Genomic DNA, 15,018 nt, shown 5'->3' on the forward strand with positions numbered 1-15,018 from the left:
TTTATTGTCCGTCAGAAGCATGGCGTGTGGCCATGAGTTCTTGGATGCGTATTTCTTTTTGGCGTTGTAGATATTTTTGAGCTAGTACATTTGGAATTGCTACACCAACGGCAATAGCTACGATACAGAGTACACCAGTAGTACCGTTTTGAGCCATATACAATAATCCTGATTCATTTAACTTGTTGATGTGTAATATATCAAATAGGAATCGATATAATAAAATACCTGGCATGAGTGCAATGGCGGATGGGACAACCAATACCGGTCCTGAGGTTCGAAGCCAAGAGGATAATTTAAGAAAAATAATACTCATTGTAGCTGCACCTATGAAGGTGGCACCAGGAAGAGAAAATCCATAATGTACAAGTACGAGATTTCGTACACTGACGCAGACGACACCGCCCAATCCAATATAGAATAATGAACGTATAGGCGCATTGAAGAGGACTGCAAAGGATGCAGCGGCCATAAATGCACCGATCATTTGTTCAATAGTGAATACATGAGGTTTAATATCTACAAAACTAAAGGCAGGTACAGGACTAAAATAAAGGGCCATTGCCATACCAAGTGTCATGCTACCTACGATGAGAAGTGTACGAATCGCCCTTGTTATACCTGATAAAATATGATTGTTAATAGTGTCCACAACAGAATTGATTAGAGGTACACCAGGAATCATAAATAAGGTACAACAAACGAGTACATATAACAGTGAACCTAGTTCAATATGGAGGTAGAAACCGTAAGCTATAAACATGGCTGTAAATGAACCTAAGGCTATACTCATATATTCATTAAAACCTAGTTTGTGAGATAAGCTACGCGTAAAATATCCACATAATGAACAGATAAATGTAACTAGTAATGCAATAATATCGCCGCTAAATAAGAATGCTAACCCAGATGAACCTAGTGCGCAAGCAATACCTTTTATCCAATTAGGATACACAGAGATTGCATGTGGAAGTTTCGTTATCAACATTTCATAGGTAGTCAATGAATAGTGACGCTCGAAAGCTCTCCACGTTAATTTAGAAACGGCATTAATCATAGCCATATTAGGAATGTGACTCGGTGTTTTTCTGAATACCGTAATAGATCGTTCTTCGTGGAAGATATTAATCATAATAGTGGTATAACTAATATGTATATTAAGATATTCATGAGGTATGCCCATAAATGTGGCAGCCCTTAAAATTTCTGAGGTTATGCGTCCCGTATCAGCACCCGACTCCATCAATAGTTTTCCAATACTCAATAAGACATCTAGTTTTCGATGGATATGAATAAAAGGTGTTTCTAAGACTTCGTTTTTCTCAGCTAATGTGAACTGTTTCATAGATACTCCATAGATACTCCTTAGAATTATCATAGTATATTCATTATACTATTAATGGATTATAATATCATTCATAAATCTATTTGTCTACCTTAGGGGGTATTAAAAATCAAATAACTTGCATTTTTTTGAATGATTATTTATAAAATTGATAAATAACACTTGCATTTTCAGGGGTCCACTTGTACAATCGAATTGTAAACCGACATGAGAAGGGGGCCTTATTATGCGTGATGAAGTATTAGAATTTTTACGACAGAATCAAGGCGGTTTTGTATCGGGGCAAGATATGTCAGAGGCATGTCATGTGTCTCGGACTGCCATTTGGAAGCATATAAAAGCACTACGACAAAAGGGCTATAAAATTGAGTCCTATACAAAGCGTGGATATCGTTTGTTGGAGGAGCCGGATTTGTTAAGCCCATTAGCAATGAAACAAATATTAAATACCGATGTATTTGGTAAACGATATGTATATATGGATACTACTGAGTCTACTAATTTAGAGGCTCGTCGATTAGCACAACAAGGTGCCGAGGAAGGTACTGTTGTTGTTACAGAGGAACAAGCTGCAGGACGAGGTCGTTTGTCTCGTGGTTGGTATTCTCCGTTTGGAAAAGGTCTCTGGTTTAGTCTTATTCTACGTCCTGACTTTCCTCCTGCTGAGGCTCCTAAATGTACATTGATGGCTGCTGTAGCATTGACAAAAGCCTTTCATAAAATGGGGCTTACAGATGCGGGTATTAAATGGCCTAATGATATTTTGGTCAATGGTCGTAAATTGGTAGGTATCTTAACAGAAATGTCCGGATCAATGGAAGAGATTTCTCATATTGTGATGGGGATTGGTGTTAATATTAAAATTAAACAAGAGGAATTACCTGAAGAAATTAAACAAATTGCTACATCACTCTTGATGGAAGGAATCGAAATCGAACGGACAGAAGCTTTCAAAATCATCTTAGAAGAATTAGAGCATCAATATTACGAAGTGTTGGATAGCGGATTTGATGATACTTTGAATGAGTGGCGTAAGTTAAGTGTAACTTTAAATCAAGAAATTGAGGTTAGAGCGCCAGGTAATACATATGAAGGGGTGGCTACTGATATTGATAATGATGGTAATTTATTGGTAAAAACATCCACAGGGGATATTAAGAGGGTTGTTGCTGGTGACGTTTCTATACGGCCACGAAAATAGGAGGAATGCATGTTATTAGTAATTGATGTGGGAAACACCAATATTGTTCTCGGTGTATATGACGATAAGGATCTTGTGGGACACTGGAGAATTTCTACGGATCGCGTGCGAACCACGGACGAATATGGCATGTTGATGATGAATCTATTTTTTCATGATCGCAAGGTTAATGCAAAGGATATTACGGATATCATAATTTCCTCTGTAGTACCTCCGATGATGCCTACGCTTGAACGGGTATGTTTACGTTATTTTAATGTAAATCCAATTATCGTAGGACCTGGTACAAAAACAGGTATTGCTATTAAATATGATAATCCGCGCGAAGTAGGGGCTGACCGCATTGTAAATGCAGTAGCAGCTAATGCAGTATATAAAGGCCCATTAATTATCATTGATTTTGGTACTGCTACAACCTATTGTGCAGTCTTAGGTAATGGTGATTATATTGGAGGTGTTATTACACCAGGGGTAACAATTTCAGCAGAGGCACTATTCCAACGAGCTGCCAAATTACCGCGTATTGAAGTAAAGGATCCTGGACAGGTGATTAATCGTAATACCGTATCCTCCATGCAATCTGGTATGTTTTATGGCTATGTTGGGCAAGTAGAGGGCTTGGTGTCTCGTATGAAAGCCGAAATGGGCGGCGATGTAACAGTTGTAGCAACAGGCGGTTTGGCACAACTTATTAGTAGTGCTACCGACTGCATTGATCATGTAGAACCGATGCTTACTCTAGAAGGTCTTCGCCTCATTTACGAACGAAATAAATAATGGTACTATAATAGAGTTAGTTGTAATTATAGTGTACATAACAGGTACGGCTTAGGCTGTACCTGTTTTATTAGGTGAATCATAATGAAAGAAACATGGGCTATTGGTAATGTACCCATTCATGGTAAGGCTATTTTAGCACCTATGGCAGGGGTTAGTGATATTGCATACCGATTATTAGCCAAAGAACATGGCGCATCCATGGTTTGTACCGAGATGGTTAGTGCTATGGGCATAAAATATAAAAATGAACGCACTCATGAATTGTTGCGTATGGAAGAAGTTGAACATCCCGTATCAATGCAGATTTTTGGTTCAAATCCAGAAGCAATAGCATTGGGCGCGAAGGTGGTAGCAGATGCTGGTGCAGATATTGTAGATATCAACATGGGATGTCCTGTTAAAAAGGTCGTTTCTAGCGGTGATGGTTCTGCGTTAATGAAAACTCCAGATCTGGCTGCTCGTGTGGCTGAGGCTGCTGTAAAAGCCGTAGATAAACCTGTTACGGTAAAAATGCGAATCGGTTGGGATGCGGAGCATATTAATGTAGTTGATTTTGCTAAACGCATTGAAAGTACTGGTGTTGCAGCCGTGGCTGTTCACGGTCGAACTCGGGAACAAATGTATATGGGGCATGCAGATTGGTCCTATATTAAAGCTGTGAAAGAGGAACTATCTATTCCTGTTATTGGCAATGGCGATATTTGGACACCTGAAGATGCTTTTAATATGATACAAGAAACTGGCTGTGATGCGGTGATGATTGGACGAGGTGCACAAGGGAATCCATGGATTTTTGAGCGTATTAATCAGTATTTAACTACTGGTGAAAGTAGTCCCGCACCTACGTATGTAGAGCGAGTGGATATGTTGCTTCAGCACTTTGAACTGTTATGTCGGTATAAGGGTGAGACCCTTGGCGTAAAAGAAATACGGACACATGCAGGGTGGTATATGAAGGGCATGCCTGAATCTGCGTATTGGCGAAATCGAGTAAATACAATTCATACACCTCAAAGCTTTAGAATTGAGCTTTTAAAATACCGAGAACTGTTAGAGCATTGGGCTCGCATTGACAAAAACAGGGGTTCTTAGTATAATTGATTAGAAAATTTAAAGATGCAAGATAAGGTGTCATCGTACTATGACACTTTTTCTATTATTTATATGTAGAAAGAATGGGAGAATCCATGGCAGACGTAAAAGAAACATTACTTACAGCCGAAGGTTTGAAAAAACTTGAGGATGAATTAGCATATTATAAATCTGTGCGCCGTATCGAGGTGTCACAACGTATTAAAACCGCTATTGAATATGGCGACATTAGTGAAAACTCTGAATATGATGATGCTAAAAATGAACAAGCTTTCATTGAAGGTCATATTTCTGAATTAGAAAATAAAATTAACACTGCAAAAATCATCGATGAATCCGTTAAGGGTGATGTTGTATCTGTTGGTAGCAAGGTTACTGTTTTAGATACTATGTATAATGACGAATTAGAATATGTTATTGTTGGTTCCTCTGAAGCGGATCCTTTCAACAATCGTATTTCCAATGAATCCCCTGTAGGCAAAGCTATTTTGGGTAAACGCCAGGGTGATGAAGTAGAGGTTTCCACACCAGATGGCCCTGTTACTTTTAAAGTGTTAGCAATTCAATAATTTACATTTCCAACGAAGAGGCGATAACATGAGTGAAGAAATTAAAAATGTACAAGAAGAATTAAATGATCAAATGCAAATTCGCCGCGACAAATTGGCTGAATATGAAGCTGATGGCATCTATCCCTTTGGCCAACGTTTTGTTGTTAAAGATCATGCAAAAGATATTAAAGATGACTTCTTGAACTATGAAGACCAACCTACAGTGATTGCGGGCCGTCTAATGACAATCCGTTCTCATGGTAAGACTGCATTTGCGAATATTCGTGATAAATCCGGAGATATCCAAGTGTATTTCCGTAAAGATGCATTAGGCGAGGAAAATTACAAATATGTAAAAATGCTTGATATCGGCGATATCGTAGGTATTGAAGGCCATGTATTTAGAACTCAAAAAGGTGAAATTACTATCAAAGTAAGTAAATTGACACTTTTATCTAAATCCTTGCGTCCATTACCAGAAAAATGGCATGGTCTTAAAGATACAGAACTTCGTTATCGTCAACGTTATGTAGATTTAATCGTAAATCCAGAAGTACGCGATACATTTGTAAAACGATCCCAAATTGTTGCAAAAATTCGTGAGTACATGATGCGTGATGGCTTCATGGAGGTTGAAACTCCTATGATGCATGCTATCCCTGGTGGTGCTGCGGCTCGTCCGTTCATTACACATCACAATGCGCTTGATATTGATATCTATATGCGTATTGCACCTGAATTGTACCTTAAACGTTTAATCGTTGGTGGTATGGACCGCGTGTTCGAAATGAACCGTTGTTTCCGTAACGAAGGTATCGATAATCGTCACAATCCTGAATTTACTACTATTGAATCCTATCAAGCATATGGCGATGTAGAAGATTCTATTCGTTTAACTGAAAATCTTGTATCCTATTGTGCTCAAGAAGTACTTGGCACACAAGAAATCACATACCAAGGTACAGAAATTAATTTAACACCACCTTGGAACCGCATCACCATGTCTGAAGGTGTAAAAAAATATACTGGTGAAGACTTTGATGCAGTGACTACAGTAGAAGAAGCACGCGCTATTGCAGATCGTTTAAATGTAGAATATGCAGATAGTGATGGTATTGGTAAAATCTTGAATGCTTGTTTCGAAGATTATGTAGAAGAAAACTTGATTCAACCAACTATTGTATATGGTCATCCAAAAGAAATTTCCCCTCTTGCTAAAGCAAGTCGTGAAAATCCATTGGCTACAGAACGTTTTGAAGCATTTATCTACGGCCGCGAGTTAGCAAATGGCTTCTCCGAGTTGAATGACCCAATTGACCAAAAACAACGTTTCTTGGATCAATTGAAAGAACGTGAAGCTGGCGATGATGAAGCTCATCGTATGGATGAAGATTTTGTCAATGCTCTTGAATACGGTTTACCACCAACAGCTGGTTTAGGTATTGGTATTGACCGTCTTGTTATGTTTTTAACAGACTCTGCATCTATCCGCGATGTATTGTTATTCCCATTGATGAAACCAGAAGTATCTTCTGCACAAAATTCTGAAAATATTGAAGAATAATATATGATGTAAGTAGTACAACCGAAAACGATGAAATCGTATTTAAGTTAAGACTCATGCAAAATATTAAAACCAAGAGTAATTAAGCTTATACATGTTTAATAACGGTTCTATAATAAATGTTGGGGTGACACCATTACGGTGTCACCCCAACATTTATTATAGAACCATGGTTGAGGGCTTTTTTCTGTGATTTTAAAAACATTCCTTATTAGAGTATAATAAAATAATATAGGTATATAAGGGGATAATTATGGATATATTAGCTGCAAGGCGTTCAATAGAGCAACGATTATTAAAGCAATCCGTTGCATTAATGTTGTTGGTGGCCATTAGTGGTACTATTATGGGCGTAATTACTGGTTCTAGTGCCGTACTATTAGATGGTATATTCTCATTTATTGATGTAATTATTAAAATAATGATGCTTATGACAGCCAAGTTGGTAGCGCGTGAAACTAGCAAGCGTTTCCAATTTGGGTATTGGCAATTTGAGCCTCTCGTACTCGTTGTTGAAGGTTTCTTTATACTACTAATCGTATTATACGCATTGATTAGTGGTATAGGAGATTTACTCAATGGCGGTCGCCATGTTGATTTTGGCATTGCCATTTATTATGCTATTTTCTTTACTATAGCTGATACAGCTTATTATTTTTACGTACATCGTATTAATAAAAGCTTACAATCAAATCTAATCAAGTTTGATAATGTTAGTTGGTCCGTTGATGCATGGCTAGAGGCGGCTATTCTCATCAGTTTTGTGGCTGCTCTTTTGTTAGAGGAGACAGCGTATAGCTATTGGGCTGTTTATATTGACCCTATCGTTTTAATCGTATTAGCATTGCAAATGATTCCGTCAGTTATTAAGATTCTTATACCTTCTACAAAACAAGTTTTGGGTTGGGCCCCATCATCATTGCATGATGAAGTGCAAGAGATTATGGATCGATTCATGGAAAAATATTCATTTAAAGATTATGTAACTAGTGTGCAAGCTTATGGTAACTCACGTATTATTGAGATCGATATTTTGGTACCAAAGAATTTTCCTTACCAAACAATTGCAGAACTAGATGCAATTCGAAACGAAATTGATGGAGAGCTAGGCGGTAATCCTACAGAAAAATGGGTGACTATTTCCTTTACAGGTACTCGTAAATGGATGGCTAAAGATTATCTTCTCGATGAAGAAGATGATGATTAATACTATATTTTATGGTATACTTAAATGTATTAAAATACTAAATTATACGACATAATAAAAGAGGCTGATACTATGTTAGATTTAAAATTTGTCCGAGAAAATCTCGAGCTAGTAAAACAAAATTTAGACAATCGTCATACAAAAGGTGATATTGATACTTTTGTAGATGCATATGATGAACGCAAACAATTAATTCAACAAGTAGAAGAATTAAAGGCATTGCGTAACTCTGTTACAGAAGAAATCAGCCAATTAAAACGCAACAAAGAAAATGCAGATGAAAAAATTGCTGAAATGAAACGCGTTGGCGATGAAATTTCTGAGTTGGATGGCCGCATTCGTGAAGTAGAGGAATCTTTGCGTAATGTAGCGTTGATGTTACCGAATATGTGTGACGCATCTGTTCCTGTTGGTGCTGATGAAGATGAAAACGTAGAACAACGTAAATGGGGCGAACCACGTCAATTTGATTTTGAACCAAAAGCACATTGGGATATTGGTGAAGAATTAGATATTCTTGACTTTAACCGAGCTGTAAAAATGTCTGGGGCACGCTTTACCGTATATAAAGGCCTAGGTGCGCGCTTAGAACGTGCTCTTATTAATTTTATGGTTGACCTCCATGTTGATAAACAAGGTTACACAGAAATGATGACGCCCTATATGGTTACTCGTGAAACTTTGACAGGTACAGGTCAATTGCCTAAATTTGCTGAAGATATGTATCATGTTGAGGATACAGAGTACTTCTTGATTCCGACAGCAGAGGTTACATTGACAAACTACCATAGTGGTGAAATCTTAAGTGAAGACGAATTGCCAAAATATTACACAGCATTTACAGCATGTTTCCGTGCAGAAGCTGGCTCTGCAGGTCGTGATACACGTGGCTTAATTCGACAACACCAATTTAACAAGGTTGAAATGGTTAAACTTTCAAAACCAGAGGATTCCTTTAATGAATTGGAAACATTAACTGATAATGCAGAAGAGGTATTACGTCTATTAGAATTGCCATTCCGCGTTATTACATTGTGTACAGGCGATATGGGCTTTGGTTCTGCTAAAACGTATGACGTTGAGGTATGGATGCCTGCACAAAATAAATATAGAGAAATTTCTTCTTGTTCCAATATGACGGACTTCCAAGCTCGTCGTGCAAATATTAAATTCCGTCGTGGACCTAAAGGTAAACCTGAATTTGTTCATACATTGAATGGTTCTGGCCTTGCAGTGGGTCGTACCGTAGCAGCAATTTTGGAAAATAATCAACAACCAGATGGTTCCGTTGTGATTCCTAAGGTGTTGGTTCCATACATGGGCGGCGTAGAAAAAATTACGCCTGCCAAATAAGGAGGTCCCATGAAATTCTTTATAGATACAGCCGAATTTAGTGAAATTAAAGATGCTTACTCTTATGGCTTTATCGACGGGGTAACGACAAACCCATCCCTAATTGTGAAAGCTAAACGCGATTTAAAACAAGTAATTAAAGAAATTGCGGATTTTGTAGAGGGCCCTGTAAGTGCAGAGGTCATTGCTAGTGATGCACCGGGTATGATTGAAGAAGCACATGAGCTTGTAAAACTGGGCTCTAATGTGGTTGTTAAAATTCCAATGACTCCAGAAGGCTTAAAAGCCGTTGCAGTGCTTTCAAAAGAATGTATTAAGACAAATGTAACATTGATTTTTTCTGCTAATCAAGCATTATTGGCGGCTCGCGCTGGTGCTACATTTGTGAGCCCTTTTGTAGGTCGTATCGATGATATTAGCATGGATGGATTGACGTTGATACAAGATATTGCTGATATTTTTGCTATTCATGGTATCAATACAGAAATTATCGCTGCTAGCGTACGTACACCATTGCATATTTTACAATGTGCGAAAGCTGGTGCCCATATTGCAACAGTGCCATATAAAGTGTTGTTACAAGCTATGAAACATCCATTAACTGATGCGGGATTGGAAAAATTCATGGCTGATTGGAAACAAGCTAATCAATAAGTAATATAAACATCTTTTTAAGGAGGCCCTAAAATGGATCGTACTTTATCTTTAGAATTTGCTCGTGTAGTTGAAGCAGCTGCACTTCGTAGTGGTCGTTTGTTAGGTCGTGGACAAAAAGACGAAGCCGATGGCTTAGCTGTTGATGCAATGCGTCAAGCATTTGATTCTGTTCGTATTTCCGGTACCGTTGTTATCGGTGAAGGTGAAATCGACGAAGCTCCTATGTTATATATTGGTGAACATGTTGGTGCAGGCGGTCCAGAAGTAGATATTGCAGTAGATCCAATTGAAGGTACTAATTTGATTGCTAAAGGTCAAAATGGTGCTATCGCAGTTATGGCTATCGCTGAAAAAGGTGGTTTATTACATGCCCCTGATATGTATATGGAAAAAATCTGCGTAGGTCCACGCGGTGCTGGTGCTATTGATATTACCAAGTCGTTGACTGAAAATATTAAAAATGTAGCTACGAAAATGGACCGTAAGGTTGAAGAAATCAACTTGGTTATGCTTGATCGCGAACGCCATTATGGTTTGATGCAAGAAGCTCGTGATTTAGGTGCTCGTATCATGCTTATTTCTGATGGTGATGTGAATCCAGCTATGGAATGTTGTATTGAAGGTTCTGGTGTACACATGGTTGTTGGTACTGGCGGTGCACCAGAAGGTGTATTGGCGGCTGCAGCACTTAAATGTGTAGGCGGCGATATGCAAGCTCGCTTAAAACCAGAAACTGATGAAGAAATTCGTCGTTGCCATGAAATGGGTATTGCTGATGTAAATCAAGTATTGACATTAGATGATCTAGTAAAAAGTGATGATGTAATTTTTGCAGCGACTGCCATTACGCGCGGTAACTTGTTAAATCCAATTCAATACTTCCCAGGTGGCGCTCGCACTCATACTATTGTGATGCGCTCCAAAACGGGGACTGTACGTTTCCTTGATACGATTCATATGGATGATAAATTAAAAACATTAAAAGCTCGTTAATTCTATTACTTTTACTAGTAGAGTAACTTAGAACCCCTAAGACTATATTGATAATCTTAGGGGGTTTTACTTGATGAGAAAGCCTAAAAAATAGTATAATAATCGTTAGTATATAACAGTGTGACGAATAGGGTTGTGAATTGTTACAACCTTTCTAATATAGGATATGTAGGAGGAATTCTTTTGGAAAAGCTCGTTATTCAAGGCGGTAATCAGCTGAATGGTCGCGTGCGTGTTAGTAGTGCGAAAAATGCGGTGTTGCCTATTATTGCAGCTACTTTATTGGCATCAACACCAAGTAAATTATTGGAAATTCCAAATTTAGAAGATGTTGGCACGATTTCTCAAGTAATTGAATCATTGGGGGTTAAGATTACTCGGAACGAAGCTGATGATGAAATTATCTTCGATGCCTCTATGTTGACAGCTACAGAAGCACCTTACGAATTAGTTCGTAAAATGAGAGCTTCTTTTCTTGTGATGGGACCATTATTGGCGCGTAAAGGCGAAGCTAAAATATCCATGCCTGGTGGTTGTGCTATTGGTGCACGTCCTATCGATCTTCATTTGAAAGCATTTGAAGCATTGGGTGCAAAAATTGAAATTACTGAAGACTATGTATATGCTCATGCTCCAGAAGGCCTTACAGGCACTCAAATTTACTTAGACTTTCCAAGTGTAGGCGCTACGGAAAACGTAATTATGGCTGCCTCTATGGCAAAGGGTAAAACCGTTATTGAAAATGCTGCAGAAGAACCAGAAATCGTTGATTTAGCAACATTCTTAAATGCGATGGGCGCTAATATTCGCGGTGCAGGTACTAATGTAATTCGCATTGAAGGGGTAGAATCCTTGCATGGAGCTATTCATACTGTTATTCCAGATCGTATTGAAGCTGGTACGTATTTAATTGCAGCGGCTATGGCCGGTGGTGATGTATTTGTAGAAAACGCATTGCCTGAACATTTAAAACCAGTGGTTGCTAAGTTAAAAGAAGCAGGCGTTACTGTTAAAGAAGACATTGAAGGTATTCGTGTTATCAGTACCGGTAAAGGATTAAAAGCGGTGGATATTAAAACATTGCCATATCCTGGATTCCCTACAGATATGCAAGCTCAATTCATGGCGTTTACTACAATTGCAGAAGGCACAAGTACCGTGACTGAAACAGTGTTTGAAAACCGTTTTATGCATGTTGCTGAGTTACGCAAGATGGGGGCTCATATCGATATTGATAACCGACAAGCTATCGTTGAAGGTATGCCATCATTGCATGGTGCCGTTGTAAATGCTACAGATTTACGTGCAGGGGCTGCGTTGGTTTGTGCAGGTCTTGCAGCAGAAGGTACAACAGAAATAGGCCGTTTGCATCATATTGACCGCGGTTACGATGATTTAGTGGGTAAATTGAAAAGGTTAGGTGCCGATATTGTTCGGGTTAACGAATAAGAACAAAAGGCCAAAACTGAATACGAAGAAACGAAGCCGGCGAAAACAAGTGCCGGCTTTGCGTCGCAATCAAGAGAATGATACGAATGGTAAGAACGAAACTATTGTAGAGCGTACCTCTCGTGCGGCCATGGTGAAGGTAACCGAAATACGTCGTAAGGAACGTCGTCAAAAGCGGACTAAACCTATTGCTAAAACAACGCCAGCCATGACGTTAAAACGTATTGTTTCGCCTAAAAATGTGGGCTCCACAGTATCTAAATTTGGTCGATCCCTTACCTTTGATTTAGGCATCGATTTAGGGACAGCTAATGTGCTTATCTATGTTAAAGGAAAAGGGCTAGTTTTAGATGAACCTTCTTGTGTGGCTAAAGATACGCGCACCGGTGATGTGTTGGCCGTAGGAGAAAATGCTCAGCGTATGATTGGTAGGACACCGACTGGGATTGAAGTGATACGACCGGTTCAAGCGGGGGTTATTGCAGATTACGATATGACGGAATTCATGTTAAAGTATTTTATCCGTTCCGTAGTTCCAGCATCACGGCTTATGAAAACACGTATCGTTGTTTGTGTGCCATCGGGAATTACGCCTGTTGAAAAACGAGCGATTTTAGAGGCTCTTTTACGCACTGGCGCTAAGAAGACCGTTCTTATTGAAGAACCCCTCGCGGCTGCAATGGGGACAAATCTCAATGAGGCAGACCATGTAGGGGCTATGGTAGTTGATATTGGTGGTGGTACTACTGATATTGCTGTATTATGTGATACAGGGGTTGTAGTGAGTGAGTCTTTACGTATAGGTGGAGATTCGTTTAATGAAGCCATTATTCAATATGTACGACGAAAGAAAAAACTTGTTATTGGGGCGTTGACAGCTGAAGAAACTAAAATTTCTGCTGGAACGGTAGACCGACGCTCAGAGGAGCGAGAGGTAGAAATTAGGGGCCGTGATGCCATTACTGGTTTGCCTAAAATAGTGACGCTTCACTCATTAGAGATACAACGTGCCTTAGAATCTCAGGTTATGAGTATTTTAGAGGAAATCAAATCTATTTTGGAAAAAACGCCTCCTGAATTAGTGGCAGCTATAGCTGATCATGGTATTATTCTTACCGGTGGTGGAGCGTTAATTAGTGGTTTAGATCGCGTAATTTCTCGCTCTATCGGCATTGCCGCATATTTAGTTGAAATGCCTAGATATGCTGTAATTAAAGGTGTTGCTAAAACACTGGATGAGATGTCGACATTGAGTGATACATTAGAAGAATTACAATAGTATAAATTAAGCCGAGGATGATAAAAACCTCGGCTTTCTTTGTATTCTTTTGGAAAATAGTGTATACTACAATAAATAGATTGTATAAAATTAATAATGAGTAATAGAGTAGCTTTCATCAATAAGATTATGATTTACATGAGAAGGCTAATCGTCATTAAATATCATAAAGGAGTTCAATTATGGTGCGCCTTAAAATTGCTGCTATAGCAGCATCGATTATGACAACTACGTGCTTGACAGCTTATGCTGCGGATTTAACCGGTGTTCGCGTATCGGATTATGATGGAACCAGTCGTATCGTCTTTGATATGTCTGAATTACCATTGTCCTGGACTAAGTCCTACAATGCTAGTCAAAATACGGTTACATTGAATTTAGCTAATACTACTAATAAAATTTCAACTGCTGCAGAGCGTACAACAAATAAGGCTGGCATGTTGAAAAGCATGTCATTTCAGAATACGAATAATGGATTGCAAGTCAAGTTAGCCGCCAATCAAGCCGTTAATTATCATGCCTTTACACTAGCGAATCCAAATCGTTTGGTAGTAGATATATTCTCAGATTATAGTCAGAAAACAACCAAACATGTAGGCTCGTCGATTCAGACTGCAAATATTAAAACCTCTGTTAAGGAAGGTCTGATACAAGCTTATGCAATGACTGTAAATAGTGATGCGCCAATGGTTGTATCCTCCGTATCCGGCGGTAAGACTTTGGATGCTATTTCACAGCCTCATATTGCTTCTGTAGGTTTGACTCTACCTGGCAAAAGCTTTAATCAACCTTATTCTGTTAGTGCTAATGGGGAAGTAGATTTAAGTCGAATTCAGTCGGTAGGGGTCCTTCGTTATACCCCAAGTAGAGGCTATTTTATAGAAGAGAAAAAGCCTTTGTTACAGGCGAAAACTCCAAAAACTACGCTGGTGATTACTGCTGTCAATGGTCCGCGTAGGAATAATGCGTTGACCTTGTATACACCAAGTTATGGTAAAAGTACAAAAACAAATGACTTTGGTTATGAAGTAACGGTTAGTGCAGGCAAGATATTGAAGGTTGGTACAGGGAATTCCATATTAGGTACGAATCAATTTGTTCTGTCCGCTCATGGAGAGGCTATTCCTTCTTTAAAAGCTTTAAAGGTAGGAACTCCTGTTACTTTACAACCTAGATCGGAGTTGGCAAAGGTTGATACGGCTGGTGGAGCTATGGTCGAAGGTGGTACATTAATTTTGTATAATGATCATTATGTGGGATCTGACAGTTCGACTAATAGTCGACGCAGTTTTATTGGAACCACAAAGGATGAAAAGCTTGTAGTAACTACTGTAGATAAACAGAATGCGTCTTCTGTAGGTGTCACTTTGGAGGAAGGGGCAGATTTACTTAAATCCTTAGGTGCTATTAATGGATTTGAATTATCTAACCAAGGTAGTGTTGATATTAACGTTGATGGTCATTATGTTCATAAGGAAAAGGAAACACCGACAGCTTATGAAAAAATTTTGATTATTAAATAATGAGTTGCATGCAATTTTGTTTGA

General features: G+C 38.7%; 13 protein-coding genes. 12 read left to right on the forward strand and 1 reads right to left on the reverse strand.

Annotated elements, in window-relative coordinates; genetic code table 11:
* Position 1 precedes the first annotated feature (1 nt).
* Positions 2 to 1,345, reverse strand: a complete 1,344-nt coding sequence (locus tag VTHSUH11_RS01375) for a threonine/serine exporter family protein (protein ID WP_059361676.1) — start codon at positions 1,343 to 1,345, stop codon at positions 2 to 4.
* A gap of 226 nt (positions 1,346 to 1,571) precedes the next feature.
* Between VTHSUH11_RS01375 and VTHSUH11_RS01380 the strand changes: the two genes are divergently transcribed.
* The 12 genes from VTHSUH11_RS01380 to VTHSUH11_RS01435 all read left to right on the forward strand — a co-directional run bounded on the left by VTHSUH11_RS01380 (position 1,572) and on the right by VTHSUH11_RS01435 (position 14,994).
* On the forward strand, positions 1,572 to 2,546 hold the full coding sequence (locus VTHSUH11_RS01380) for a biotin--[acetyl-CoA-carboxylase] ligase (RefSeq protein ID WP_059361677.1): 975 nt from the start codon (positions 1,572 to 1,574) through the stop codon (positions 2,544 to 2,546).
* Between the two features lie 9 nt (positions 2,547 to 2,555).
* Positions 2,556 to 3,323 carry a type III pantothenate kinase gene (locus VTHSUH11_RS01385; protein WP_059361678.1) on the forward strand — a complete coding sequence of 256 codons (768 nt, stop codon included), beginning with the start codon at positions 2,556 to 2,558 and terminating at the stop codon, positions 3,321 to 3,323.
* 84 nt (positions 3,324 to 3,407) lie between these two features.
* On the forward strand, positions 3,408 to 4,418 hold the full coding sequence (gene dusB / locus VTHSUH11_RS01390; RefSeq protein WP_059361679.1) for a tRNA dihydrouridine synthase DusB: 1,011 nt from the start codon (positions 3,408 to 3,410) through the stop codon (positions 4,416 to 4,418).
* A 95-nt stretch (positions 4,419 to 4,513) separates the two neighbouring features.
* Positions 4,514 to 4,987, forward strand: a complete 474-nt coding sequence (gene greA, locus VTHSUH11_RS01395) for a transcription elongation factor GreA (RefSeq protein WP_059361680.1) — start codon at positions 4,514 to 4,516, stop codon at positions 4,985 to 4,987.
* A gap of 28 nt (positions 4,988 to 5,015) precedes the next feature.
* Positions 5,016 to 6,533 carry a lysine--tRNA ligase gene (gene lysS / locus VTHSUH11_RS01400; RefSeq protein WP_059361681.1) on the forward strand — a complete coding sequence of 506 codons (1,518 nt, stop codon included), beginning with the start codon at positions 5,016 to 5,018 and terminating at the stop codon, positions 6,531 to 6,533.
* A 253-nt stretch (positions 6,534 to 6,786) separates the two neighbouring features.
* The gene (locus VTHSUH11_RS01405) at positions 6,787 to 7,740 is read left to right on the forward strand and encodes a cation diffusion facilitator family transporter (RefSeq protein ID WP_059361682.1); all 954 of its coding nucleotides are present in this window, start codon (positions 6,787 to 6,789) and stop codon (positions 7,738 to 7,740) included.
* A 72-nt stretch (positions 7,741 to 7,812) separates the two neighbouring features.
* A complete protein-coding gene (serS, locus tag VTHSUH11_RS01410) occupies positions 7,813 to 9,093 on the forward strand; it encodes a serine--tRNA ligase (protein ID WP_059361683.1) in 1,281 nt (426 codons plus the stop codon).
* Positions 9,094 to 9,102: 9 nt separating this feature from the next.
* Positions 9,103 to 9,747, forward strand: coding sequence for a fructose-6-phosphate aldolase (gene fsa / locus VTHSUH11_RS01415; protein ID WP_105092373.1), 645 nt, complete (start codon positions 9,103 to 9,105; stop codon positions 9,745 to 9,747).
* Positions 9,748 to 9,780: 33 nt separating this feature from the next.
* Positions 9,781 to 10,743, forward strand: coding sequence for a class II fructose-bisphosphatase (gene glpX, locus VTHSUH11_RS01420; RefSeq protein ID WP_059361685.1), 963 nt, complete (start codon positions 9,781 to 9,783; stop codon positions 10,741 to 10,743).
* A gap of 183 nt (positions 10,744 to 10,926) precedes the next feature.
* Positions 10,927 to 12,192: a UDP-N-acetylglucosamine 1-carboxyvinyltransferase gene (gene murA, locus VTHSUH11_RS01425; RefSeq protein ID WP_105092374.1), complete on the forward strand. Its 1,266-nt coding sequence runs from the start codon at positions 10,927 to 10,929 to the stop codon at positions 12,190 to 12,192.
* A gap of 49 nt (positions 12,193 to 12,241) precedes the next feature.
* Positions 12,242 to 13,471, forward strand: coding sequence for a rod shape-determining protein (mreB, locus tag VTHSUH11_RS01430; RefSeq protein WP_105092375.1), 1,230 nt, complete (start codon positions 12,242 to 12,244; stop codon positions 13,469 to 13,471).
* A gap of 182 nt (positions 13,472 to 13,653) precedes the next feature.
* A complete protein-coding gene (locus VTHSUH11_RS01435; RefSeq protein ID WP_105092376.1) occupies positions 13,654 to 14,994 on the forward strand; it encodes a phosphodiester glycosidase family protein in 1,341 nt (446 codons plus the stop codon).
* Positions 14,995 to 15,018: the final 24 nt, after the last annotated feature.

The organism is Veillonella tobetsuensis (genome assembly GCF_002959935.1).
In the GTDB taxonomy this organism is placed as follows: domain Bacteria; phylum Bacillota; class Negativicutes; order Veillonellales; family Veillonellaceae; genus Veillonella; species Veillonella tobetsuensis.